Origin of the sequence: Haladaptatus sp. CMAA 1909 (assembly GCF_043952005.1) — an archaeon.
Classification (GTDB): domain Archaea; phylum Halobacteriota; class Halobacteria; order Halobacteriales; family Haladaptataceae; genus Haladaptatus.
Window position 1 is genome coordinate 1451911 of sequence record NZ_JBIOAV010000001.1, and the last position, 23225, is coordinate 1475135.

Annotated in this window: 23 protein-coding genes, 1 tRNA gene and 1 pseudogene; 16 read left to right on the forward strand and 9 right to left on the reverse strand. The window is 63.3% G+C overall.

Translation table 11 applies throughout. From position 1 onward, the window contains the following. The first annotated feature begins 63 nt into the window (after window positions 1-63). A complete protein-coding gene (locus tag ACGYLY_RS08100; protein WP_395282161.1) occupies window positions 64-963 on the forward strand; it encodes a DMT family transporter in 900 nt (299 codons plus the stop codon). 107 nt (window positions 964-1070) lie between these two features. Continuing rightward, a complete protein-coding gene (locus ACGYLY_RS08105) occupies window positions 1071-4178 on the forward strand; it encodes an FAD-binding and (Fe-S)-binding domain-containing protein (RefSeq protein WP_395282160.1) in 3108 nt (1035 codons plus the stop codon). On the opposite strand, the gene ACGYLY_RS08110 is transcribed toward ACGYLY_RS08105, so the two are convergent. Next, on the reverse strand, window positions 4151-4330 hold the full coding sequence (locus tag ACGYLY_RS08110; RefSeq protein WP_395282159.1) for a hypothetical protein: 180 nt from the start codon (window positions 4328-4330) through the stop codon (window positions 4151-4153). The genes ACGYLY_RS08105 and ACGYLY_RS08110 overlap by 28 nt on opposite strands. On the opposite strand from ACGYLY_RS08110, the gene ACGYLY_RS08115 reads away from it, so the two are divergent. From ACGYLY_RS08115 to queC, 7 genes are all read left to right on the forward strand, one after another. Further along, on the forward strand, window positions 4329-5366 hold the full coding sequence (locus ACGYLY_RS08115) for a ferredoxin--NADP reductase (protein ID WP_395282158.1): 1038 nt from the start codon (window positions 4329-4331) through the stop codon (window positions 5364-5366). The genes ACGYLY_RS08110 and ACGYLY_RS08115 overlap by 2 nt on opposite strands. A 67-nt stretch (window positions 5367-5433) precedes the next feature. Further along, entirely contained in the window at window positions 5434-6585 is a 1152-nt protein-coding gene (locus ACGYLY_RS08120; RefSeq protein WP_395282157.1) for an amidohydrolase family protein, read from the forward strand. 50 nt (window positions 6586-6635) lie between these two features. Next, window positions 6636-7823, forward strand: coding sequence for a helix-turn-helix transcriptional regulator (locus ACGYLY_RS08125; RefSeq protein ID WP_395282155.1), 1188 nt, complete (start codon window positions 6636-6638; stop codon window positions 7821-7823). A 132-nt stretch (window positions 7824-7955) separates the two neighbouring features. After that, window positions 7956-8030, forward strand: a tRNA-Glu gene (locus ACGYLY_RS08130). A gap of 197 nt (window positions 8031-8227) precedes the next feature. Beyond that, entirely contained in the window at window positions 8228-8665 is a 438-nt protein-coding gene (locus tag ACGYLY_RS08135; protein ID WP_395282154.1) for a 6-pyruvoyl trahydropterin synthase family protein, read from the forward strand. Between the two features lie 2 nt (window positions 8666-8667). Then, window positions 8668-9459, forward strand: coding sequence for a 7-carboxy-7-deazaguanine synthase QueE (locus ACGYLY_RS08140; RefSeq protein WP_395282153.1), 792 nt, complete (start codon window positions 8668-8670; stop codon window positions 9457-9459). Between the two features lie 133 nt (window positions 9460-9592). Then, the gene (gene queC / locus ACGYLY_RS08145) at window positions 9593-10306 is read left to right on the forward strand and encodes a 7-cyano-7-deazaguanine synthase QueC (protein ID WP_395284138.1); all 714 of its coding nucleotides are present in this window, start codon (window positions 9593-9595) and stop codon (window positions 10304-10306) included. Window positions 10307-10337: 31 nt separating this feature from the next. Here the strand turns inward: queC and ACGYLY_RS08150 are convergent, their stop codons facing one another. From ACGYLY_RS08150 to ACGYLY_RS08160, 3 genes are read right to left on the reverse strand one after another with little or no spacing between them, the layout of a single operon-like run. Next, complete coding sequence (locus ACGYLY_RS08150) at window positions 10338-11249, reverse strand: DMT family transporter (protein WP_395282152.1); 912 nt, start codon at window positions 11247-11249, stop codon at window positions 10338-10340. Next, window positions 11249-11917, reverse strand: coding sequence for a CPBP family intramembrane glutamic endopeptidase (locus ACGYLY_RS08155; protein ID WP_395284137.1), 669 nt, complete (start codon window positions 11915-11917; stop codon window positions 11249-11251). The genes ACGYLY_RS08150 and ACGYLY_RS08155 overlap by 1 nt, the downstream gene beginning before the upstream one ends. Before the next feature lie 14 nt (window positions 11918-11931). Beyond that, window positions 11932-12222, reverse strand: coding sequence for a DUF5789 family protein (locus tag ACGYLY_RS08160; RefSeq protein ID WP_395282151.1), 291 nt, complete (start codon window positions 12220-12222; stop codon window positions 11932-11934). 583 nt (window positions 12223-12805) lie between these two features. On the opposite strand from ACGYLY_RS08160, the gene ACGYLY_RS08165 reads away from it, so the two are divergent. Next, complete coding sequence (locus ACGYLY_RS08165; RefSeq protein WP_395282150.1) at window positions 12806-13618, forward strand: hypothetical protein; 813 nt, start codon at window positions 12806-12808, stop codon at window positions 13616-13618. Between the two features lie 14 nt (window positions 13619-13632). Here the strand turns inward: ACGYLY_RS08165 and ACGYLY_RS08170 are convergent, their stop codons facing one another. The 3 genes from ACGYLY_RS08170 to ACGYLY_RS08180 are packed head-to-tail and all read right to left on the reverse strand — an operon-like array spanning window position 13633 to window position 16240. Further along, entirely contained in the window at window positions 13633-14067 is a 435-nt protein-coding gene (locus tag ACGYLY_RS08170) for a Mut7-C RNAse domain-containing protein (RefSeq protein WP_395282149.1), read from the reverse strand. After that, entirely contained in the window at window positions 14067-15806 is a 1740-nt protein-coding gene (gene polX / locus ACGYLY_RS08175) for a DNA polymerase/3'-5' exonuclease PolX (protein WP_395282148.1), read from the reverse strand. Before polX ends, ACGYLY_RS08170 begins: the two co-directional genes overlap by 1 nt. Next, the gene (locus ACGYLY_RS08180) at window positions 15803-16240 is read right to left on the reverse strand and encodes a DUF5788 family protein (RefSeq protein WP_395282147.1); all 438 of its coding nucleotides are present in this window, start codon (window positions 16238-16240) and stop codon (window positions 15803-15805) included. Before ACGYLY_RS08180 ends, polX begins: the two co-directional genes overlap by 4 nt. Window positions 16241-16357: 117 nt before the next feature. Here ACGYLY_RS08180 and ACGYLY_RS08185 point away from each other — a divergent pair, with 117 nt between their 5' ends. The 4 genes from ACGYLY_RS08185 to ACGYLY_RS08200 all read left to right on the forward strand — a co-directional run bounded on the left by ACGYLY_RS08185 (window position 16358) and on the right by ACGYLY_RS08200 (window position 19747). After that, window positions 16358-17047 carry a class I SAM-dependent methyltransferase gene (locus tag ACGYLY_RS08185; RefSeq protein WP_395282146.1) on the forward strand — a complete coding sequence of 230 codons (690 nt, stop codon included), beginning with the start codon at window positions 16358-16360 and terminating at the stop codon, window positions 17045-17047. Window positions 17048-17138: 91 nt separating this feature from the next. Next, window positions 17139-18032: a rhomboid family intramembrane serine protease gene (locus ACGYLY_RS08190; protein ID WP_395282145.1), complete on the forward strand. Its 894-nt coding sequence runs from the start codon at window positions 17139-17141 to the stop codon at window positions 18030-18032. Beyond that, entirely contained in the window at window positions 18032-18871 is an 840-nt protein-coding gene (locus ACGYLY_RS08195; RefSeq protein ID WP_395282144.1) for an endonuclease V, read from the forward strand. The genes ACGYLY_RS08190 and ACGYLY_RS08195 overlap by 1 nt, the downstream gene beginning before the upstream one ends. A gap of 24 nt (window positions 18872-18895) precedes the next feature. Continuing rightward, on the forward strand, window positions 18896-19747 hold the full coding sequence (locus ACGYLY_RS08200) for an SDR family oxidoreductase (RefSeq protein WP_395282143.1): 852 nt from the start codon (window positions 18896-18898) through the stop codon (window positions 19745-19747). Window positions 19748-19957: 210 nt separating this feature from the next. Here ACGYLY_RS08200 and ACGYLY_RS08205 read toward each other — a convergent pair whose 3' ends face one another. Both ACGYLY_RS08205 and ACGYLY_RS08210 read right to left on the reverse strand, forming a co-directional pair. After that, window positions 19958-20998 carry an ArsA family ATPase gene (locus tag ACGYLY_RS08205; protein ID WP_395282142.1) on the reverse strand — a complete coding sequence of 347 codons (1041 nt, stop codon included), beginning with the start codon at window positions 20996-20998 and terminating at the stop codon, window positions 19958-19960. Window positions 20999-21189: 191 nt separating this feature from the next. Then, complete coding sequence (locus ACGYLY_RS08210; protein WP_395282141.1) at window positions 21190-22296, reverse strand: pyridoxal phosphate-dependent aminotransferase; 1107 nt, start codon at window positions 22294-22296, stop codon at window positions 21190-21192. A 72-nt stretch (window positions 22297-22368) separates the two neighbouring features. On the opposite strand from ACGYLY_RS08210, the pseudogene ACGYLY_RS08215 reads away from it, so the two are divergent. Both ACGYLY_RS08215 and ACGYLY_RS08220 read left to right on the forward strand, forming a co-directional pair. Then, window positions 22369-22611, forward strand: a pseudogene (locus tag ACGYLY_RS08215) (ABC transporter ATP-binding protein); the annotation flags it as partial. A gap of 79 nt (window positions 22612-22690) precedes the next feature. Then, window positions 22691-23194 (forward strand): CinA family protein, encoded by a 504-nt coding sequence (locus ACGYLY_RS08220; RefSeq protein WP_395282140.1) that lies wholly within the window; start codon window positions 22691-22693, stop codon window positions 23192-23194. Window positions 23195-23225: the final 31 nt, after the last annotated feature.

Here is a 23225-nt window from a genome sequence, read left to right on the forward strand (position 1 = left end):
AGGGTTGGATAGAAATCTATGATTCAGACGAAACTTGGTAGATACCTACCGATAAATGGCGTAATGTTTGCATTATTGGCGCTGTTCTGGGGCGGCTCGTTCGTCTCCATCGACGTGGGGCTTCACCACTTCCCGCCGCTCCTGTTCGCCGCGGTTCGCTACGACGTGGCCGGCCTCCTCATCCTCGGCTACGCGGCCGCCACGACGGACCGCTGGAAACCGAAGCGCAAAGGCGACGTGCTCGCGATTCTCACCATCGGCGCGTTCGTCATCGCCGGTCATCACAGCTTCCTCTATCTCGGACAGGAACACGTCCCCGGCGCGCTCGCCGCTGTCGTCGTCAGCCTCTCTCCGGTTCTCACCGCGGTCTTCGCGAGCACCCTCTTCGCCGACGAACACGTCACCCCGCTCAGTGCCGTCGGCCTGCTCTGTGGCGTCGTCGGCGTCGCAATCGTCGCCAACCCGACGCCAGCGAACCTCCTCTCGACCGACGCGGTCGGTATCGGCCTCGTCTTCCTCGCGGCCGCGAGTTTCGCCCTCGGATCGGTCCTGAGCCAACCGTTCGAAACCGGCATCTCGGTACCCGCGCTACAGGGTTGGTCCATGCTGTTCGGGTCCGTCCTGATACACGCGGTCAGTCTCGGTACGGGCGAATCCCCCATGGCGATCGATTGGTCGCTGCCCGCCGTCGCCTCCCTGACGTACTTGGTACTCGTCTCGGGCGTCATCGCGTTCCTCATCTACTTCCACCTGCTGGACGCCATCGGCGCGACCGAACTCAACCTCGTCGGCTACCTCGAACCGGTCGTCGCCACGCTCCTCAGTTGGGTGGTTCTCGGCGAACTCGTCGCCAGCACGACGGTCATCGGCTTCGCCGCCATCTTCACCGGCTTTGCACTGCTGAAACGCGACGTCCTCTTCGACTTCGTTCGCACGTCGTCGCCGAACGTCGGGCGGGCGTAAGGGGACGGGCGACCACGAGACATCGCGGCGTTCGTGTGTCGTACGCTTACCCCCTCCGTTGCCCCGACCCCACATGACTTTTCGGTCCCCCTTCCTTACGTCACCCTATGGCAACACGTGACGCGGGCGACCCGGGCCGCGACGAACGCGCGAACTACGACTATCACTCCGGTTCGGATACCGTAGCGCGCACGGGATTGGTCTCCGACCTCGTGACGCTGATCGACGGCGAGGTCCGCTTCGACGAATACTCCCGACAGTTGTACGCGACGGACGCGAGCGCCTACCAGGTGACGCCCATCGGCGTCGTCTTCCCCACGTCGACGGACGACGTGGCGGCGGTGATGGAGTACTGTGCCGACCGCGAGATTCCCGTCCTCCCGCGCGGCGGCGGGACCAGCCTCGCCGGCCAAACCGTCAACGAGGCCGTCGTGCTGGATTTCACCCGGCACATGGACGCACTGCTCGATTTCGACCCGGACGGGAAGACCGCCCGCGCCCAACCCGGAATCGTTCTCGGGGAGTTGAACCACGCGCTGGCCGACCGCGATTTGAAGTTCGCACCCGACCCGGCGTGGGGCGACAAGAGCGCCCTCGGCGGGGCCATCGGGAACAACTCCACGGGGTCACACTCGCTGAAGTACGGGAAGACAGACGCCTACGTCGAGGAGTGTGAAGTCGTCCTCGCGGACGGCACCGTGACGACGTTCGGCGACGTGACGCTGGAGGAACTCCGCGAGGGCGCGGAGGACGATTCACTGGAAGGCCGCATTTACGCGGAAGTGCTCCACATCGTGGAGAACGAGACGGACGCCATCGAGGAGGTGTTCCCGAACCTCAAGCGGAACGTCTCGGGATACAACCTCGACAGACTCGTGGAGGAAGCCGAGGAGGGACACGTCAACCTCGCGCGCCTGCTCGCCGGAAGCGAGGGGACGCTCGCTATCGTCACGGAGGCGACGGTGAGCCTCGAACCAATCCCCGAGACGAAGGCCATGGCGCTGTTGACCTACGGGAGCCTGAACGACGCGATGGAGGACGTCGCGCCGATTCTCGATCACGATCCGTCGGCGGTCGAAGTGCTCGACAACGTGCTCATCTCGCTCGCCGAGGACACGGAGGAGTTCAACGACGTCGTGGCGATGCTTCCCGACGGAACCGATTCGGTCCTCCTCGTGGAGTTCTACGCGACGGACGACGAGGACGGCCGGGAAAAGGTCTCGAAGCTTCGGGCGGACCGCGAGGGTGTTCGGTCGCTGAACGCGATGGAAGCCCACGACGACGACGAGCGCGCTCGCTTCTGGAAACTGCGCAAATCCGGCATGCCGATTCTCCTCTCGCGGACGACCGACGCGAAGCACATCTCGTTCATCGAGGACAGCGCGGTTCCGCCGGAGAACCTCCCCGAGTACGTCGCCGACTTCCAGCAGGTGTTGGAGGACAACGACACGTTCGCCAGCGTCTACGCCCACGCCGGACCGGGGTGTCTACACGTTCGTCCGCTCATCAACACGAAGAGTCCCGCCGGGGTGAACCAGATGGAAGCCATCGCGGACGCCGTTACCGACCTCGTGGTCGAATACGGGGGAAGCGTCTCGGGCGAACACGGCGACGGCCGCGCCCGAACCCAGTGGAACCACAAACTGTACGGCGACCACGTCTGGAATGTCTTTCGCGACCTGAAGTCGGCCTTCGATCCCGATTGGCTCCTCAACCCCGGACAGGTCTGTGGGTACGATAAATCGGAGGATTCGCCGTCGCGCGCGAAGGCCGTGGACATGACCGAAAACCTCCGGTTCGACCCCGACTACGAGTTCGATTCCGGGTTCGACCCCGTCCTCAACTGGGAGAACGAGAACGGGTTCGAGGGGATGGTCGAACTCTGTCACGGCTGTGGCGGCTGTCGCGGCGGGCAGGAGACCACCGGCGGCGTGATGTGTCCGACCTATCGCGCGGCGGACGAGGAGATCACGAGTACCCGAGGGCGGGCGAACATGCTCCGGCAGGCTATGAGCGGAGAGTTGAAGGCGGCGAACGCCGCCTCCTCGGAGCGGGCTTCGACCGCGGAGACGGACGAGGAACAGTTCGACGTGGAGTTCATGCACGAGGTGATGGACCTCTGTATCGGCTGTAAGGGCTGTGCGAAGGACTGCCCGTCGGAGGTGGACATGGCGAAACTCAAGGCCGAAGTCGAACACGAGTATCAGAAGCGACACGGAAAAACCGTCCGCGACCGCATCTTCGGCAACATCGACCGCCTCTCCTCGCTCGGCAGCACCTTCGCGCCCGTCTCGAACTGGGCGACGGAACTCCCCGGTGCGAGGTTTGTCGCGGAGGAACTGCTCGGCATCGCGAGCGAGCGAACCCTGCCGACGTTCCACCGCGAAACCCTCGAAGACTGGTTCGCGGAGCGGGGGACCCGCGTTTCGGAGGAGGACGCGACCCGCCGCGTCCTCCTGTTTCCCGACACATACACAAATCACAACCACCCAGAGGCCGGGAAGGCGGCGATTCGCGTCCTCGAAGCGGCGAACGTCCACGTTCGGATTCCGAACGATGTGGCCGGAAGCGGACGACCGGCGCACTCGAAGGGAATGCTCGATAGGGCCCGCGAACAGGCCGAGACGAACGTAAACGCGCTCTCCTCGTTCGTCCGTGACGGCTGGGACGTCGTGGTGGTCGAACCGTCCGACGCGGTCATGTTCCAATCGGATTATCTCGACCTGCTTCCCGTGAACGAGGCGTCTGGGTCGTCGAGCGGCCAGTACACCGAACCGCGCTCCGCCGACCCCGAGGCTGGCGGACTCCGTACCGAGGCTGAACGTTTGGCCGCCAACACCTTCGGAATTTGTGAATATTTCGACACGTTTGACCTCGACGTGCCGCTCTCAGGCGAGGGGTCGCTGACCTACCACGGCCACTGTCACCAGAAGGCGACGAAGAAGGACGGTCACGCGGTGAACCTCCTCCGCTCGGCGGGGTACGAGGTGGACGCCCTCGACAGCGGCTGTTGCGGCATGGCGGGCAGTTTCGGCTACGAGGCCGAACACTACTCGATGAGCAAGGCGGTCGGGTCGATTCTGTTCGAGCAGGTGGAGGAAAGCGACGGAGCGGAAGTCGTCGCGCCCGGTGCCTCCTGTCGTACACAGCTCGGCGATTGGCAGGGCGAGGAACCGCCCCATCCCATTCAGAAGGTCTCCGAGGCGCTTCGATAGTCGCCGACGTGCGCCGGGGAAATCGCCGCGGCGCTCCGAGAGGCGAACGCGTCGTTCCGGGAGATGGACGGTGTGCGGATGCTTTCACCGGACTGTGGAACAGCGAGAAACGTTTTACCGCTCGCTCGCGTCGCCGTACACAGTGCGGCCATGGAGATTCCATCACAGCATTCACAGCACAGACGGGCCGAAGAGCTTCCGTTGGTGACGGATTCCGCGAGGGTAGCGGAGGTTCGCGCCCTCGACGAGGACCGAACCGAGCGCGTGGTCGAACGTGCCGCCGAACTCCTCGACGTCCACGGGCGGGAGGAGTGGGCGGAGAAAGTCGAAACCGAGGACGCCGACTGGGACGAAATGATATCCGTGATAGAGGACGAAGAGCGCGGGCACGAGAACTTGCTGACTGAACTCTCGTCGCTGAAGGACCGCTACCAGCGACCCTTCTCCTCGCTGATGAGCGTCGTCGTCGAGATGGACGAGGAGTTCGACTTCGTTCCCGGCCAGTACGCCACGATGCGCTACGAGCACACGCCCCGCCCCTACTCCATCGCCAGTTCGCCGAACGCGGAGGGCATCGAACTCTGCGTTCGACGGGTTCCACACGGACGACTCACGTCGAAGCTGTTCGAGGACCTCTCGGAGGGCGACCGGGTGACGGTTCGCGGGCCGAACGGCGACTTCGTCCTCGAAGAACCCTCCGGTCGGGACATGGCGTTTCTCGCCACTGGGACGGGCGTCGCGCCGCTCCGGAGCATGATCAAGTACACCTTCGAGGAGGGGCGCGACGAGTACGAGGGCGAACGACGCGACTTGTGGCTCTTTTTGGGCGCGTCGTGGAAGGACGACCTGGCCTATCGCGAGGAGTTCCGAGCGTTGGACGACGAACACGAGAACTTCCACTTCGTCCCCACCTGCTCTCGCGAGGAGTACCTCTCGGACTGGCCGGGCGAAACCGATTACGTCCAGCAGACGCTCGTGAAATACCTCGATAAGACGGTGGAAGGAAACCTCTCCGACGACCTCGCGCGGTACGCGACCGAACCGGCCAACGACATCGACGCGCGAATCGACCCGGACAACCTCGAAGTGTACGCCTGCGGCGTCAACGCGATGGTGTCGATGCTCGCCGGTGCGGCGAAGGACCTCGGCGTCCCCGAGGACCACGTGCAGTACGAAGGGTACGGATAGCGTCGCCGTCCCGTCTCACCCTGCCGGGACCCGGAGGGTTATCACGGCAGCGCGTCTCACACCGCTCATGCTGGTACTTCACGGTGCGGATATCGTAGATATGGCCGGGGTTCGGGAGGCGGACGTTGCAATCGAAGACGGAACCATCGTCTCGGTGGGGGACGTTCCCGACGCGGACGAAGAGATAGACGTGAGCGGGAAGTTCGTCGCGCCGGGCCTCATCGACTCCCACATCCACGCCTCGATGGACGGGCGGCCGGACGTGACCTCGTTGAACCACGACAGCGATATGATGCTGTCCTATCGCGCGACGGTGAACCTCCGTGATGCGCTCCACGCTGGCGTGACGACCGTTCGTGACCTCGGTTCGCCGACGACGCTCGCGCTCGACGCGGCGACCGCGGTCGAATCGGGGCTCATCGAGGGGCCGCGCATCGTCGCCTGCGGCCAGAACGTCGTGATGACCGGCGGACACGGTCACTGGATGGGACGCGAAGCGGACGGCGAGGCGGAGGTGAAAAAGGCGGTGCGAGAACAGCTCAAGCGCGGTGCAGGTGTGATCAAGTGCATGGCGACCGGCGGCGTTCTCACGGAGGGTGCGGTCACGGGGTCGCCGGAACTGGACCGAGCGGAATTGAACACGCTCGTCGAAACCGCCGCCGCGAAACACACCCCGACGGCCGCCCACGCACACGGAACGGAAGGTATCAAGAACGCCGTCCGGGCCGGTATTTCGAGCATCGAACACGGAACGTTCATGGACCGCGAAGCGGCGGAGATGATGGCCGACCGGGGGACGTACTGGGTTCCCACCGCGAAGGCGCTTCACGGAATCGTCGAACAGGGAACGGAGGCCGGTATTCCGCCCTACGTGGTCGAGAAGGCAGAGGAGGCGGCAGGGGCCTTCGAAGACGCCTTCGAGTACGCGCTCGATGCGGGTGTGACCGTCGCGATGGGAACCGACGCCGGAACGCCGTTCAACTTCCACGCCGATATCCCCGAGGAACTCGAACTGATGGCCGAGTACGGGCTCTCGCCGGAGGAAGCACTGGAGGCGGGGACGGTCAACGCGGCCGACCTCCTCGGTCTATCGGACGTCGGACTGGTCGAAGAGGGGTATCGTGCCGACCTCGTCGTCCTCGATTCCGATCCTCGTGAGGACGTGACGACGTGGCAGTCGCCCGAACATATCGTGTTCAATGGTAACATGGTTCGTTGACGGCCGCACGTCACAAGGTCTTTTATATCCGGCCATGGACGATATGGTACATGAGACGGCTCCTGGCTGTCGGCCTCATCACGGTGTTGCTCATCGCGTCGTTTCCCGCGTTCGGAACGGCACAGAGCAATGCTCCGACGACTCCGCAGAAGATCACCACCTCCCAGGAGTTCGATGACGTCGAATTCATCATTCTCGTCAACAGTGACGGTGACGCCCTCTGGACGTTCCGTTACGAGAAGACGTTGGAAACAAAACAGGAACACGAGCAATTCAAGGAGTTTGCAAACAGTTTCAACAGCTCGGATACGGAATTGTACACGAATTTCAGGGAGAACGCTGTCGAACTGACATCGGCGGCGAACAACCAAACGAAACGGAAGATGACCGCCGGTAACTTCTCCAAGCGGGCCTTCATCGACCACCCCGGGATGACGGACGATACGGACCGGGGCGTGGTCGAGATGTCCTTTCGCTGGACCGCGTTCGCGTACGGCAGCGGCAATACCACAGTTATGGGAGACGTCTTCAAAGGCGGACTCTATCTCGGAGACAACCAAAAACTCGTCATCAAACCGGCCGACGGAATGTCCTTCAAATCCGCACGACCGGTGAAGGGACGGAGTATAGCGGGCAGTACGCTCGCCGAAAGCGATTCCGTTTCGTGGTCCGGGGAACGGGAGTTCAACGACCAACGACCGATGGTGAGGTTCTCCTCACCACCGCAGTCCAGTTCCACGACGGACGCCCCCTCGTCGACGACCGATAATGCGAGCGCACCACCGGGAAGCGGTGGCGAAAAACCGGGTTCGAACTCGCCCACGATGTGGTTCGTCGCCGCCGTCGTCCTCCTCATTGGGTTGGCCGCCGTGTTCGTCTGGCGACAGGGAAGCCTCGGGTCGCTGTCCTCCGGCCGAAGTACCCCAGGCGGCGGAGGCGGTGGCAGCAGCGGATCCGCCGCCACCGAATCACCGACCAGTCCCGCCGAACCGGCGGTCAGCGACGAGGAGTTGCTCACTGACGAGGCGCGGGTGAAGAAACTCCTCCGCGAGAACGGCGGCCGAATGAAGCAGGTCAACATCGTGGACGAAACCGGTTGGTCGAAATCCAAGGTCAGCATGCTCCTCTCGGAGATGGAGGACGACGGAGAAATCAGCAAACTTCGCGTCGGCCGCGAGAACATCATCAGCCTCGACGGTCACGAACCGGACGCCGCCGGTTCCCCGCTCGACAGATAATTTCACCATCGCTTTCCCGATAGGCACGTCGAAAAGCCGTGCCTGTTTGCGGTTCCGAATGTGTGAGTCACCGCCACAGCGCCCCCGAAACGCAACTGTTAAACAGTCCGTGTGATTACGAAGAGTACGCACGCTCCGTTGGTGTAGTCCGGCCAATCATCTTGCCCTCTCACGGCAAGGACCAGGGTTCGAATCCCTGACGGAGCACTCTTCTTTCCGACGTCTTCAGGTTTGGGCCTACAGCACGAGACGCATCGAACGACCATCTCGGGTCCAATTTTTCTCCACTCGGCGCGTCACCAACGCGCCGATTATCCCACAATCAGCACCACATCCGTGTCACTCTATGACGGTGGTCACCCCGGAGCGATTCATTTTAAGTATTCGCTCGATAATCTCCGAGTATGCCCAAGTCATTACTCGAATCGTCTCCGGAACGAACGCTTCACATCGGACGTGACCGTCCGATTCGCATCAGCGCGGGACATCGCCTGTTGCACCACGACGGAAAATGTAGCCGTCCGCACGGCCACAATTACGAGATCGAGGTGACCGTCACCGGCGAACTCACCGAGGAGGGGTGGGTCGTCGATAAGGGAGATATTACTGCGATACTCTCCGAGTGGGACCACATGTTCCTCCTGGAGGAGGGAGATCCGCTCGTGGAGGCCTTCGAGGAGAGCGGCGACGGGTCGGCGGTCGTCCTCTTCGAGGACCCGCCGACGGCGGAGGTGATGAGCCTCGAACTCGAACGCCGATTTCGCGAAGAACTGCCGGACAACGTCTCCGCGGTGGCGGTCGAAGTGAGCGAAACCGCGGAACTCTGTGGCGGCCACGTCTAATCATGCCCGTGAACGCGACCGAACCGAGCGAGGGAGAACGCGACGACGCCGACTCCTCGGGGTCGAACTCCGAGCCGTCGCTTCCCATCAACGAGTTGTTCTACTCGCTACAGGGGGAGGGAACGCTCGCGGGGACGCCGAGCGTGTTCGTGCGGACGAGCGGTTGTAACCTGCGCTGTTGGTTCTGCGATTCGTATCACACGTCGTGGGAACCGACACACGCCGGTATGACGGTGGACGAAATCGTCGCGGAGGTCGAATCCTACGACGCGAACCACGTCGTGCTCACCGGCGGCGAACCGCTGGTACACGAGGAATCCGTCACCTTGCTCGACCGCCTCTCCGAGATGGGCTATCACACGACAGTCGAGACCAACGGGACGATTTTCCGCGACGCCGCCATCGACTTGGCGAGCGTCAGCCCGAAACTGGCCTCCTCGACCCCGACGCCGGAGAACGACCCGAAGGGCGACGGCGAGTGGGAGGAGCGCCACGAGGAGCGGCGAATCGACGTGGAGACGCTGGGGGGGCTCGTGGACGCCTACGACACCCAGATGAAGTTCGTCGTCACCGACGAGGCGGACCTCGAAGAGATAGAGGGGTTGGTTTCCGAGGTTCGTTCGATCGCCACGGAACCCCTCTCGGACACCGACGTGCTGTTGATGCCGGAGGGAGCCACCCGCGATCAACTGGACGAAAGCCGCGAGCGAGTCGCGGAACTGGCGATGGAGTACGGCTACCGCTACACGCCGCGACTGCACGTGGACCTGTGGAACGACGCACCGGGAACCTGAACGACCAACCGACGCTAGCACGAACACCGATATGACACGAAACGACGCATCCGACGAAGCGAACGAGAATGCGATAACTGACAGCAAAATGATTGACGACGAGACGACCGGCGACGAACCGACCGACAACGAGATGATCGACGACGAATCGACCGACGACGAATCGAACGAGAAGCGCGCCGTCGTCCTCGCCTCCGGCGGGATGGACAGCGCCACCGCCGCCTACGAAGCGCGCGAACGGGGGTACGAACCCTTCTTTCTGCACACGTCGTACGGCCAGCGAACCGAGAGCAAGGAGTTCGACTGTGCGAAGAGACAGGCCGAGGAACTGGACGCAGGGTTCCTCCACGTCGAGACGAGCCACCTCGCCACGATCGGGGGGTCAAGCCTCACCGACGACGACATCGACGTGGAGGACGCCGACTTGGAGAGCGACGAGGTGCCGGACACCTACGTCCCGTTCAGAAACGCCAATCTGCTCTCGATGGCGGTTTCCTGCGCCGAAGCGAACGACTGCGACGCCGTGTTCATCGGCGCACACAGCGAGGACTTCTCGGGGTATCCCGACTGCCGCCCGCAGTTCTTCGAGGCGTTTCAGGCCGTCGTCGCCACCGGAACGAAGGACGATACGAATATCGAACTCGTCGCGCCGTTCGTCGAGTTCAGCAAGACGGATATCGCCGAACGCGGCGTCGAACTCGACGTTCCGTACGAACTGACGTGGAGTTGCTACCGCGCCGAAGAACCCGCCTGTGGTACCTGTGATTCCTGTGCGCTCCGCCTGCAGGCGTTCGGCAACGTCGGCGTGCGCGACCCCATCGAGTACGAGGAGCGGCCCAGCTACTGATCGTCCGTCGAATTACCGATCCGCTATCGACTTACTGACCGTCCCGTCCGATCGAGGCGACGTAGATGCCGCCGAGCACGACGGCACCGCCAACTATCGTCGCGACCCCCGGGACTTGCCCGAGGATGACCAACGCGAGAACCGTGCTACCGACGGGTTCGCCGAGGAGCGAGACGCTCACGACGCTCGATTCGACGTACTTCAGCGCCCAGTTGATGACGGTGTGGCCGAAGATTCCGGGGCCGACGGCCATGCCGAGGAACAGAAGCCACTCCGTCGGACCGTACGCGGCGGGGGAAACCGTTGCGTCGCTCACCAGCGCGGCACCGAACAGGACGACCGTGGAGACGCCGTACACGACGGTCACGTAGGGTATGAGGGACACCCGTTGTCGGAGCGACCGACCGGCGAGGACGTATCCCGCCGCCGCGATCGCGCCGACGACGGCGAGCCCGTTTCCGTAGAGCGCGCGGTTCCCGACGGCCGCGTTCGTGAGGAGGTCACCGAACGACATGGCGACCATCCCGAGCAGTGCGATGAAGATGCCGACCATCGTTTTTCGAGAGACTCGTTCGTCCAACAGCGCCCACGCGCCGAACGCGACGAAGAGGGGTTGTGACTGCACGAGCGTCACCGACGCGGCGACCGACGTCCAGTCCAGACTCTCGAACCACGCGATGAAGTGTCCAGCGAGGGCGCATCCGGTGATGACCGCGATGAACAAATCCCGCGGCGAGAACGTCCGGAGGTCGTCCCGATAGCGCGTAACGGCGAGCGGCGCGAGCAACAGCGTCGTGAACAGCGACCGGTACAGCGCCTTGATGATACTCGGGGCGCTGCTGAGTTCGATGAGGATGGCGCTCGTGCTCACCGCGACGATGGCGACGGCGAGCGCCGTCATCGGGGACACCTCCTCCTCGACCCGCTCGACCGCTTCGAACATCACAGATGCACCGGGAGCCACGCCAGCCAGTGCAACACCGTTTCCGAGGGAATGAGCGGGTCGTGAAGCACCAACCAATCGAGGAGCATCAGTCCGATACCGTGGGCCACGACGGACGGCAGAATCGAATCACAGTTGTAATCCACCGCGCCGAACAGCACGTCGGTCGGTCCCGAGAGGATGACCTCGACGGGCGGTTTACCCAGGTGGTGAAACGCATAAATTATCGGGCTCACGAACACGCTCTTGAAGCCGATCCTCCGAACGCCGACACAGAGAAACCCGCGATAGTACGTTTCGGCGGCGAGAACGACGATGAACTGCTTCACCGCGTGGGGGAGGAAGTTCCCGAGTGCGGCGTTCGTCTCCCACATCGGATAGTAGGTACGGATCGACGGAAGCGACGACCCGACGACGTAAATCGGAACGACGAAGGCCGCGAGAACGAGCGTGTTGCGTATCGCTTTCCGGTCCACCCGATAGCCGAGGTGGCGGCCGTGCGTCAACGCGAGCGTGCCGGGAAGTACCATATACAGGGTCACGTCGCGGAAAACGCGGCGGTTTAGACTGCCGCCGGTACTCGGCCAGTACGACCACGCAACCGCGATGAGCGCCCCGATGAGGAGCGACAACTGTACCCACGTCAAGCCGAACGTCCGTTCTTCGATGCTCCGGGAGAGGCTCACGAATCGTCGGCGGTCGGAATCGGACCCGTTCCGACTGCGTCCTCGACGGCGTTGGTGAACTCCTGTTCGCTCTGGAAGTACGTGTCCTCCACCTCGTCCAACACGGACGCGAGTTCACGGGGTCCGTCGGGGGTTCGAATCGTCTCTTCGCCCTCTTTCCGTGCGACTTCGCTCTTCTGGATGGGCCAGAACAACCGCGAGGAGACTCGTGCGAGCGGTGCGCCATCGACCGGCTCGCGGTCACCGAGTTCCACAGCGGGCCCTTCGTCTTCGGTATCGTCAGCCATACTGGGGCGTTTGGCAGGGTGGGGATTAGGTTTTTCGAACCACCTTTTGCTGCGGTCGGGAGCCGAATCCGGCGCGATTCGCGCCGGATTCGGCCTACCTCCCTTGCAAAAGCTGGACCAAAAGCGCTCCTCCCTCGCTTCAACTCACGGCTCACTACCGTTCGCCGTTCGTTTCCCGAGGCGCTACGCGCCTCGCTCCGCTCGGTCGTCGGCCCGGAAAATCTCCGATTTTCCGGTGGCTTACAGTCGCACCGCGATTGTGATGGCTCGAAAGACCGCCGGTGTTTCGGTGAGCGACAGGTTTCCGCGGTTGTGTCACCGGCGGACTCCCGTTGTTTGTGAAAATCCCGGATTCCCGGCGGTTGTGTCACCGGCCTATTGCTCCCTTCGGTCGCTGTCGTGATGGCATCTGAATTTTCATCCGGAGTCCTCCCGTCCGTCGTTTTGTCGGAAACATTTTAGTTGGGATTTCTAATTAACCGCGTTTGTGTACACGACTTTTCTCGCTATCGCGACCGAAATCAAACGATAGTGATAGCTGTCTGACGCAGTAGTTTAGTACCCCCACTACAATGGCAGACACATGACAAGCCTCGGGGAAACGTACGAAGGGCACGGCGGCGTGAAAAAACGCCCCCGACGCCTCTATCTCGGCGTCGGCCTGTTTCTCGTCGGGTCGTTGCTCGTCGTCGTGGGTATCCTCGCGGCGACGACGAATAGTTTCGCGGCGCTCGGGGTGAGCGAGTACGGGTCGTACAAAATCGCGGGCATCGCCGCCGGGTTAGGCGTTCCCGCCGTCTTCGTCGGCGTGTTCGCTGTCCTCCCCGCGACGAGCGACCGCGTTCGAGCGGCGGCCGCCATCGGGTCGAGCATCACGATTCTCGGCGTCGCCCTGTTCTGGTACGCCTACCCGCAACACTGGCGCGGATACGGCCAACACCTCACCCTTCCCGTCGTCGCGGTGTACTTCGTCGGCCTCATCACGACCTTCTGGTGCCTGTTCACCGCTGTCGTGAACTTCAAGACCCGAAACGACCCCGGCGGAACGGTCACGATGGAGGTCACGCGCAAGGGCGAGACCAAAATCGTCGAAGTCGAGAAATCCCGCGGGTTCGGCGGCATCGGCGTCTTCGGCGACGAACCGACCGGCATGGGCGAACCCGGCATCGAAACGCTCGGTGACGGCGGTGCGGCGACCGACGACATCACCTCGCCGCTGGACACCGAGGAGACCGCTGCCGTGCCTCCCACACCGACGCAGACGGACGCCTACTGCGGCAACTGCGCCCACTTCGATTACGTCCGCACCGACTCGGGGATGACCCCGTACTGCGGCCTGCACGACGAGCGGATGACCGATATGGACGCCTGCGAGCGGTGGCAATCGAACCGGTAAGGCTCGATTCCGTTCTACAACTCCGATAGCGTCGTTTCGACCGATTCCCAGTGGCTCCCCTTCCAGAACCGTTTTCCACAGTCGGTACACCGCCAGACAGCTTTGCCGTCCGGTGCATGGTCGGGCGTTGCCCCGTCGTCCCGAACGAGTTCCCCGTTACAATCGGAACATCGTGTGGGTTCGGTAAGCGAGAGTTTCACCCCGGCGTTCCGGAGTTCGCGGAGTTGGTCGCGCACGTCGAGCGATTCGATGAGAATAGCGTCGTCAGCACGCTCGGCGAGTTGCACGTCCCGCGTCACTACCGTCCTGTCCTCCGATCCGGCCAGTTCGAGAATCGCATCGTCCGCCTCGACGCCCCTGTCGAGCGCGTAGGCCGCATCGTACCCGCACATGCGGAGATACGTCGAGAGCCGACCCAACATCACGTCGAGAAAGAACCGGCTATCCATCAGTGAAGGAACTCTCTGACGCCGGCCGCGTCGCGGGCGTTGAGCACGTCCGCCGCCTCCGCCCATCCTCGTCGCGCCGTATGAACTCCGTATCTGACGTTTCGGTACTCGTCGGGACTGTGGGCGTCGGTGTCGATGGCGACGGTCGCCCCCTCCTCGATTGCGACCTGTACCGCCGCGCCCCAGAGGTCGAGTCGGTGGGTATTGCTGTTTATCTCCAACGCGACGCCGTCGTCCGCGGCGGCGCGTGCCACCTCGCGCACGTCGAAATCGTGGCCGGGACGCTGGTTGATGAGCCGACCGCTCGGATGGCCGAGAATATCGACGCTCGGGTGTTCTATCGCCCGAATCAGGCGTTCGGTCGCGTCGCCGTCGAGACCGCTGTGTGGCGAGGCGACGACGATATCCAAGTCGGCGAGCACCTCGTCGCCGACGCTGATTCCCCCGTTCGGGTCGATGTTCGCCTCGACGCCGGTGAACACGTCTATCGGGGCGTCCTCGGCGACCGCCCGAACCTCGTCTATCTGCGCTTCGAGTTCGTCGTCGTCCAACCCGACGCCGCCGACCATTCCCGACCCCGTCGCGTGGTCGGAGATGACGATGTAGTCGTGGCCGAAGTCGGCCGCCCCCTCCACCATCTCCTCGATGGTGTTGTTCCCGTCCGACCAGTTCGTGTGCAGATGCAAGTCGCCGCGGACGTCGTCCACCTCGATGAGATCCGGCAGGTCCCCGGCGAGCGCGGCGTCGATTTCGCCGTTGTCCTCGCGCATTTCGGGGGCGATCAGGGGCAAGCCGAGCGCCTCGTACATGCTCGCCTCCGTCTCGCCCGCGACCCGCTCCCCGACGCGCTGTCCCGCGTCGGGATCCTCGACATCACTCACATCGAACACCCCGTACTCGTTCACCTTGTATCCCCGATCGATGGCGTAGTTTCGCAGGGTTATGTTGTGGTTCTTGCCGCCCGTGAAGTACTGGAGGGCGCTGCCGAACTCCTCGGGAACGACGACCCGAAGGTCGATGCGCATGTCGGAGACGCGAATGGACGCTTTGTCCGTTCCCGCCTCGATGACCTCCGTCGCCCGCTCCCAGTCGGTGAAGGTGTCGATGACCGCTTCCTTCTCCTCGCTTTCGGCGAGGATGTCGATGTCGCCGATGGTTTCGCGCCAGCGGCGGAGCGATCCGGCGAGTTCGTGGCGGCCGACGGTCGGCACGTCGTCGAAGAACGCGAGCACCTGCTCGCCGACCGGGCGGGCGTCGCCGAGCAGTTCCCGTCCGCGGACCGTCCGAGCGAACTCGATACCGCCGAGGATGTTCTCCTCGGATTTGGGGCCGTAGCCCTTTATCTCCCGAATCTTCCCCTCGCGAGCGGCCTCCTCCAAGTCGTCCAGCGTCCGCACGTCGAGTTCCTCGTACAGGTCGCCGACCGTCTTCGGACCAACGCCCTCGACCCGCGTCAGTTCCATCATCTGCACGGGGAGGTTCGCCCGCTCTTCTTCGAGTTCCTCGATTTCCCCCGTCTCGAAGTACTCGACGACCTTGCTCGCTATCGAGTCGCCGACTTGCGGGATTTCCCCGACTGCATCCGGTCCCTCCGCGGCCAACTCCTCTACGGCCTCGGGATAGTCGCGGATGTTGTCCGCGGCCCGGCGGTAGGCCTGTGGCTTGTACTGGACGTCCTGTGCTTCGACCAAATCGGCGTACTCCTCGAGTAACTCCGCTATTTCGGCGTTTCTGCTCATAGTCGTGATCGTTTCCCGCTGTTCTCCTTTCCGAGTGCTTTCTGGAGGAACGACACCCACCGTTTCTGGTCGGCGGCCTCCTTCGCCCGTTCTTCTGCTTCGAGGTTCGTCCGGCCGAGGCTTTCGAGCGCGTTCAGCGCCCGGTCGATGCCGATAATGCTCTCGACCAACCGTTCTCCCTCCTCGAAGCTGATGTCGGCCTCTTCGAGGCGTTCTTTGCGCTGGAGCCGTTCGCGACGGAGGTTCGTCTTCGCCTGCTCCACGCGGTCCCGTTCCCCGGCGGGAACCGTGTCTCGCCGTTTGATTTCGAAGACGAATTCCCGGAGGTCGATGTCCCGTCCCTGCACCGAGATTGTCTCGGGGATCGATGCGCCAATCGTCGCGCCCTCCCGTTCGACCCGTTCCAGCAATCCCTTGCGTTCGTACCCCTTCACACACCATACTCCTCGTCCTGAGGGCAAAAACCTCATGCCCTATGCATTTCGGTCATAATCGGCCGCGTCCGAATGAGGCCGAAAAAAGCATTACTCGGTCCGCCGAGTACTGGTGGCATGAAAAAGCCCGGCGAAGTGTTCGCGGATTCTCGCCTCTACGACCCCGGTATCGAAGCCATCGTTCCGCGGTACGACGAGCTTCACGACGCGATTTTGAACTCCCCGCCGCAGGATCGGACGGACGAGATTCGCGTCCTCGAACTCGGTGCGGGGACGGGCGAACTCACGGCGAAGCTGTTGACCCGCTTTCCCGAGAGCACGGTCCTCGCGGTGGACCACAGCGAGAATATGCTGACCGAGGCCCAGCGCAAATTGGAGACGTTCGGCGACCGTGCCGACATCGCGCAAGGTGCCTTCCCCGACGACTATCCGACATCGACCGACGAATACGATCTCGTCATCTCCTCGCTCGCGGTCCATCATCTCCCGTCGGACGAAAAGCGTCGCCTCTTCGACTCGCTCGCCGACGCCCTCGTCCCCGGCGGGTGGTTCGTCAACGGCGACGTGATTCGCTTCGACGCGCAGCACCTCGAAACGCTGTCCTCCGCGATGATAGAGAACTGGGTGCGTTCGAAGGGGTGGGAGGAAGAGGCGTTCATGAACCGCTGGCAGGCGAGCGACGAGTACGACGACCCGGACACGCTGACCGACCAACTCATCTGGCTTCGGGAGGCCGGATTCGAATCGGTGACGTCGGTGTGGCAGTACTACAACTTCGCGGTCTACAGCGCGCGAAACCCCGCGTGATTTCGGATTCGTCCGTCGCATCGGTCGCGGCCGTTTTTCGCGTGTCAGTTCACCCAAACCCATTTGGCCTATCGGTTCAAATCATGCAGCAATGGCGCAATGCGACGTGTGTGGGCAGGACGAGAACATGCCGTACCAGTGCCGAATGTGCGGCGGGACGTTCTGCGCCGAACACCGGCTACCGGAAAACCACTCCTGTCCGGGGTTGAACCAATGGAACGACCCGAAGGGAGTGTTCGACAGCGGTTTCGACGATAGCGCGAACAATCAGGGCGGTGGCCGGTTCAGCGTGGACACGAGTCCCGGCGGACCGCTGAGCTACTTCCGCGGGAACATGACGTTCGTGTTCCTCGCGCTGATGGTGGGGACGTTCGTCGCGGAGTTCGTCGTTCTCAACGTCATGGGCGACGCCCAGTTGTTCTCCGAACTGTTCGTCCTCCAATCGAATCACATCGGGCGGGTCTGGACGTGGGTCACGTCCATCTTCTCTCACGACCCGCGGGGCTTCTCGCACATCCTCTTCAACGGCATCGCGCTGTACTTCTTCGGCCCCGTGTTGGAACGGCGCATCGGGAGCAAGAAGTTCACCGCGCTGTTCCTCGGGAGCGGTATCCTCGCCGGGTTGGCACAGGTCGGTATCGTCGCGATGATGGGAAGTACCTCCGCCGTTCTCGGCGCGAGCGGCGCTATCATGGCGGTCATGGGCGTCCTCACGGTGCTGAACCCGAACATGAAGATTCTCATCTACTTCATCATCCCGATGCCGCTCTGGCTCGCGACGGCCCTGTTCGCCGTCTACTCCGGGTTCGCCAGCGTCATCGGCGGTGCGGGTGCGGGCGGGGTCGCGCAACTCGCTCACCTCACCGGTCTGGGAATCGGGCTGCTGTACGGCGCGAAACTGAAGCGGGAAGGAAAACGCGGCCCCTCGGAACTGGACATCGGCGGGCGACGGGGCGGCGGCATGGGCGGGCGTAGACGGTTCTAATGCACCTCGCCCATCCGGAATTCGCGCCGGACGCCTCGCTGTCGCGCGAGGAGATGGAGGAACTCCAGTACGAGGTGGCCGATACGGCGATCTTCGAGGACGCGTTTGACTTCGACCCCGAGAGCGTCCGCACCGAACCGACGGACGACGCACAGACCCGTCTCCCGACGGGCGAGGGCAAGGACGATGATTCGGACATCGCCGCGTCCATCGAGCCTTCCGAATCCCCCGTCGTCGTCGGCGTGGACCAAGCGTTTCTCGGCGACCTCGCGGTGAGCGCACTCGTCGCGTCGCGGGACGGCGACGTCATCGAGCGCGCCCACGCCGCCGTCGAGACGGAGATTCCGTACATCCCCGGCCTGCTGTCGTTCCGGGAAGGAACCGCGATTTTGCGCGCCTTCGAGGAACTGACGGTCGAACCGGACCTCGCCATCGTGGACGGGAGCGGGCGGATCCACTTTCGGGAGGCCGGAATCGCCACGCACATCGGCGTGATGCTCGACGTTCCCGCCGTCGGCGTCGCCAAGAAACTCCTCTGCGGTGCTCTCCGTGACCCACCGCAGGGATATCTGTCCGAAGGGGAACGCGTTCCCGTGGTGTCGAACTCGCGGGTCAGCGCGCCCGACGGGACCGTCATCGGCTACGCGCTCCAGTCCCGTCAGTATCCGAACCCCGAGAAGCGCCACGTCAACCCGCTGTACGTCAGTCCCGGGCATCGCGTGAGCGCGGAGACGGCCGCGGACCTCGTCTGGCAACTCTGTGCCGGCTACAAGCTTCCCGAACCGACGCGGCGGGCCGATGCGTACGCTGATGAAGTGAAGGAAACCGTTGATACTTAGCCACCCCCGTCCGAAGGAAACCCCATGGATGAGACTGTGCTGATAACCGGCTGTTCGTCTGGAATCGGACGGGAAACCGCCCTATCGTTCCTCGCGGACGGTTGGGAGGTGTACGCGACCGCCCGAAATCCGGCCGACATCGAGACGCTCGGGGAGAAGGGATGTCGCATCTCGACGCTCGACGTCACCGACGACGACCACGTGGAACGCGTCATCGACGAAATCATCGACGAACACGGCCACTTGGACTGCCTCGTCAACAACGCTGGCTACGCACAACCGGGACCGGTCGAGGACGTTCCGATAGAGCAGGTTCACGCGCAGTTCGACGTGAACGTCTACGGACCGCTCCGGTTGGCGCGGGCCGCGCTGTCCCACATGCGGGAGCGCGGAAAGGGAACTATCATCAACGTCTCCAGCGCCGTCGGCCGCGTGGCCGTCCCCGGCATGGGAATCTACAGCGGGTCGAAGTTCGCCCTCGAAGGGGTCTCGGACTCGCTCCGAGGCGAAGTCGCGGAGTACGACGTCGACGTCGTGCTGGTCGAACCCGGTCCGGTCGACACCGAGTTCCACGACCGGGCCAGCGACGAAGTCGAAGGCGTGGAGCGTTCGGGCGGCTACGAACGCTTCTACCAGATGTACGACGACCGGCAGGCCATCGACGGCGGCATGCCGGGTGCGGTCCACCCCAAGGAAGTCGCCGACACCATTCTCGATGCCGCGAACGTCCAACACCCGGACGCCCGGTATCCGGTCGGAACGGTCGCTCACCTGACCGACTACGCGCGAATCCTTCCCGCCAAATGGCTCGACAAACTGTACGGGACGATTTCGGAACTCTCCACCAACGACTGGGTCAAGAAGTTTTTCGACTAGTAGAACCGGGGCGACGAAGAGACGCGTTTGATTGCTTTATGATCGCAGGTGCTGGGAGCAAGACCGCCTCGAAAGACCCACCCGCTCGGTTACTGGAGTCACGATGAAATCAAACACTTCTGCGCGTAGCGAACGCTCGGGGAAGTTTCTACTCCTTCCTCATAGGTGCTACAACCGAATACACTCGAAATCACGGTCGTTCCCGTCGAATCAGTCCAAACAGGCAGCGACGACGCGCAGCATCTCCTCGCCGCGAACCTCGTCGGCGAACAACGGAACCCGTTTGATGGTGTGGCCGCGGAACACGTCCTGTGCCTCCCGAAGCGCGCCTTGCTGGACCTCCCATCGCTGTTGGCAGAACTCACAGTCGTCCAGGTTCGGCGTCGCGAACCGGGTCGAATCGACCGACTCCGTCACCTCGGCGAGGTTCTCCATCACGCGGTTGACGATGACCGTCCCGACGGGAATCCCGAACTCGTCGAGTTGCGCAAGCAGGCGTTTGGATTCGAACACGCTCATCTCCTCCGGAATCATGACGACGCGGAAGTCCGTCTTCGACGGGTCACGGAGCGTCCGCCGGAGTTCCTGAATTCGCTCCTTGAACGCGTCCAAGTCGTCCATTCCCTCCTCGGGATCGCCTGTTTCGCCACCGAACACCCCCTTGACGCCGTCCATCATGCCCTGGAATCGCTGGCGAAGGCTCATCATCCGGCCGACCATCGTGTCCATCAGTTCGGGCAGTTCGAGCAGTCGAAGCGTGTGCCCCGTCGGTGCGGTGTCCACCACGACCCTATCGAACCGCTCGTCGTCCAGGAACTCCAGCAGCTTCTGCATCGCCGCGGCCTCGTCCGCGCCGGGCATCGCCCCGCCCAAGAGCGAGGCCATGGGGCCGTCGTCCTCGTCGCCGAGCATTCCGCCGAGGGGGTTCTCCCCGCCGAGCATCCCGGCCTGTTCTTCCAGTGCGGCGTCCGGGTCGATTTCGGCGGCGTACAGCGGAACGTCCTCACGAATCCGCGTCGCCGCCGCCGGGATATCGCGCTCGAACGTGTCCGAAAGCGAGTGTGCCGGGTCGGTCGAGACGACCAACGTTCGCGTCCCGTCGCGCGCGCTCGCCAGCGCGGTCGCGGCGGCCATCGTCGTCTTTCCCACACCGCCTTTCCCACCGTAGAGAACGTACTCGGGTGCGTCGATACCCGTCGGAACGACATCCTCCTCGATTCGCTCAACGGGTTCGACGTCGATTTCAGCCATACCCGGAGCTATCGGGTGAAGGCTTACGTACCTTCTGTTGTCCGCGTATCGGGGTCGAACGGCCTCGCTGTTCACGAGAATTTAAATACGAATCCGAAACCAATCCCGATGGACGAGTTCGGGTTGCGGAGTTCCAATCGGATCGTAACCGACAGTCTGCCTAACCCGACACGGGTGCGCCAATCGGAGGGTCAGCGGTCGCTGAAGTAGTCCGCGAGTCGCTCGGCCGCCTCCTCGACGCGCGGGGTGACGAGCGCGAACCGAATCCAGTCATCGCGCGAAGAGCCGAAGGCTTCGCCGGGCATACCGGCCACGCCCCCTTCGTCGATGAGTCGCTCGACGTTCGAGAGCGTGCCAGGGAAGTCGGGGAACCGCGCCATGACGTAGAAAGCACCGTCCGGCGTGGTGTAGTCCGCGCCCGCCGCATCGAGCGCGTCGGTGAACGTCTCGACACGCGATTCGAGGAGCGTTCGGTTTCCCTCGTAGTACTCCCGCGTCGTCTCGCGAAGGGCATGGAGAACCGCGTACTGCGACGGCCTGCTGCCGGCCACGTTCGTCAGCATGTGGCGCGTCTTCGCCACGTCCACGAGGTCCGGCGGGAAGACGGCGTAGCCGACGCGGAAGCCGGTGATAGCCAGCGACTTGGAAAACGAGTTCGTGACGACTCGGTGATCCGAGTCGAACGTCAGCGCGCTGGTGAACTTGCCGGAGAAGTCGAAGTGGTCGTACACCTCGTCGCTCACGAGGAGCGCGTCGTACTCCTCCGCTATCTCCACGAGTTCGCGCATCGTTTCCTCGTCGTACACAGCGCCGGTCGGGTTATTCGGCGAGTTGACGACGATTCCGGCGGTGTCCTCGCTTGCCGCTTCCCGAACGTCGTCGGGGTCGAGCGTTCCGTCCTCGGCGGTGGCGACGAAGCGCTGTTTGGCATCCAACATCGTCGTCTTGCCGGGGTAGTACGGATACACCGGATCGGTCAGGATGAACTCGTCGCCCGCCTCACGCTCCATCGCCCGTGCCATGGCGAGGTAGTTCGCTTCTCCACCACCAGCGGTCACGACCACCTGCGAGATATCGACGTCGCGCCGTGCTGCGATCTCCTCGCGTAGTTCGAGCAGCCCTTCGCTCGGGGGGTACTGAAAATCCGCGCCGCCGAGGTCGGCATACTCGTGCAGTCCGTCGGCAATGCCGGGCGGCGACCCCCAGTCCGGGTTTCCGCTGACCATGTCGATGACGTCGCGGTCCGCGTCCGTGGCGTACGTCATCACGTGAAAGAACAGGGGCGTGTCGTAGTCCATACCCCAAGGTCGTAGCACTGCCAAGTCTTTCTTTCGCCTGAATCGAGTGCAGTTCCGGGAGTAGTTTTCGGAGACGTGGATACGGAGACCGAACTCCGTATACAGGAGAGCCTCGACGCGCTGTTGGCCGACCGGACCGTCCTCGCCATCGCACACCGCCTCTCGACCATCAAGAACGCCGAAACCATCCTCGTCCTCGAAGACGGACGAGTCGTGGAACGCGGAACGCACGGCGAACTCCTCGCGGAGGACGGCCTGTACGCCGACCTGTGGGGAGTACAGGCCGGAATGTTGGAGGAGATCTCGACTCGGTAGGAATCGTGAACCCGGTATCGGTGTCCGTCCGCTCTCCTCGACCCGCACTTTCTTTCTCGTTCGACGCGTCCACTCCGTCATGAACACGGACGAGGAAGCCATCGAAAAGCGGGTCGGAGACGCGCTCCGGGAGTCGGACGCGACGGTCGCAACCGCCGAGTCCTGCACCGGCGGTCTCATCGGATCGCTACTGACGGACGTTCCGGGGTCGAGCGACTACTTCGACAGGGGACTCATCACCTACTCCTACGACGCGAAGATGGAACACGTCGGCGTCACGCGGGAGGCGCTGGACGAACACGGGGCCGTGAGCGAACCAGTCGCCCGCCAAATGGCTCGCGGCGTCCGCGACGTCGCGGGAACGACGTGGGGCGTCGCCACGACGGGCATCGCGGGGCCGAGCGGCGGCACCGAGGAGAAACCGGTCGGTACCGTCTTCATCGGCGTCGCCTACGCCGGGAAGTGGACGAGCGGCGAAAGTTATTCCGTGGTCGCGCGTCACGAGTACGATGGGTCCAGACAGGAAATAAAGGCACAAATCGCTCGACAGGCGTTGTTGAACCTCTTAGACGAACTGCGGTGAGTCGGGAAAGAAAAGGAAAACCTTGATACTG

Bases quoted from the DNA above. Each gene is read 5' to 3' on its own strand.
- ACGYLY_RS08100 (WP_395282161.1), top strand. From the start codon at position 64: ATGTTTGCATTATTGGCGCTGTTCTGGGGCGGCTCGTTCGTCTCCATC.
- ACGYLY_RS08105 (WP_395282160.1), top strand. From the start codon at position 1,071: ATGGCAACACGTGACGCGGGCGACCCGGGCCGCGACGAACGCGCGAAC.
- ACGYLY_RS08115 (WP_395282158.1), top strand. From the start codon at position 4,329: ATGGAGATTCCATCACAGCATTCACAGCACAGACGGGCCGAAGAGCTT.
- ACGYLY_RS08110 (WP_395282159.1), bottom strand. From the start codon at position 4,330: ATGGCCGCACTGTGTACGGCGACGCGAGCGAGCGGTAAAACGTTTCTC.
- ACGYLY_RS08120 (WP_395282157.1), top strand. From the start codon at position 5,434: ATGCTGGTACTTCACGGTGCGGATATCGTAGATATGGCCGGGGTTCGG.
- ACGYLY_RS08125 (WP_395282155.1), top strand. From the start codon at position 6,636: ATGAGACGGCTCCTGGCTGTCGGCCTCATCACGGTGTTGCTCATCGCG.
- ACGYLY_RS08135 (WP_395282154.1), top strand. From the start codon at position 8,228: ATGCCCAAGTCATTACTCGAATCGTCTCCGGAACGAACGCTTCACATC.
- ACGYLY_RS08140 (WP_395282153.1), top strand. From the start codon at position 8,668: ATGCCCGTGAACGCGACCGAACCGAGCGAGGGAGAACGCGACGACGCC.
- queC (WP_395284138.1), top strand. From the start codon at position 9,593: ATGATCGACGACGAATCGACCGACGACGAATCGAACGAGAAGCGCGCC.
- ACGYLY_RS08150 (WP_395282152.1), bottom strand. From the start codon at position 11,249: ATGTTCGAAGCGGTCGAGCGGGTCGAGGAGGAGGTGTCCCCGATGACG.
- ACGYLY_RS08160 (WP_395282151.1), bottom strand. From the start codon at position 12,222: ATGGCTGACGATACCGAAGACGAAGGGCCCGCTGTGGAACTCGGTGAC.
- ACGYLY_RS08165 (WP_395282150.1), top strand. From the start codon at position 12,806: ATGACAAGCCTCGGGGAAACGTACGAAGGGCACGGCGGCGTGAAAAAA.
- ACGYLY_RS08170 (WP_395282149.1), bottom strand. From the start codon at position 14,067: ATGGATAGCCGGTTCTTTCTCGACGTGATGTTGGGTCGGCTCTCGACG.
- polX (WP_395282148.1), bottom strand. From the start codon at position 15,806: ATGAGCAGAAACGCCGAAATAGCGGAGTTACTCGAGGAGTACGCCGAT.
- ACGYLY_RS08185 (WP_395282146.1), top strand. From the start codon at position 16,358: ATGAAAAAGCCCGGCGAAGTGTTCGCGGATTCTCGCCTCTACGACCCC.
- ACGYLY_RS08190 (WP_395282145.1), top strand. From the start codon at position 17,139: ATGGCGCAATGCGACGTGTGTGGGCAGGACGAGAACATGCCGTACCAG.
- ACGYLY_RS08195 (WP_395282144.1), top strand. From the start codon at position 18,032: ATGCACCTCGCCCATCCGGAATTCGCGCCGGACGCCTCGCTGTCGCGC.
- ACGYLY_RS08200 (WP_395282143.1), top strand. From the start codon at position 18,896: ATGGATGAGACTGTGCTGATAACCGGCTGTTCGTCTGGAATCGGACGG.
- ACGYLY_RS08205 (WP_395282142.1), bottom strand. From the start codon at position 20,998: ATGGCTGAAATCGACGTCGAACCCGTTGAGCGAATCGAGGAGGATGTC.
- ACGYLY_RS08210 (WP_395282141.1), bottom strand. From the start codon at position 22,296: ATGGACTACGACACGCCCCTGTTCTTTCACGTGATGACGTACGCCACG.
- ACGYLY_RS08220 (WP_395282140.1), top strand. From the start codon at position 22,691: ATGAACACGGACGAGGAAGCCATCGAAAAGCGGGTCGGAGACGCGCTC.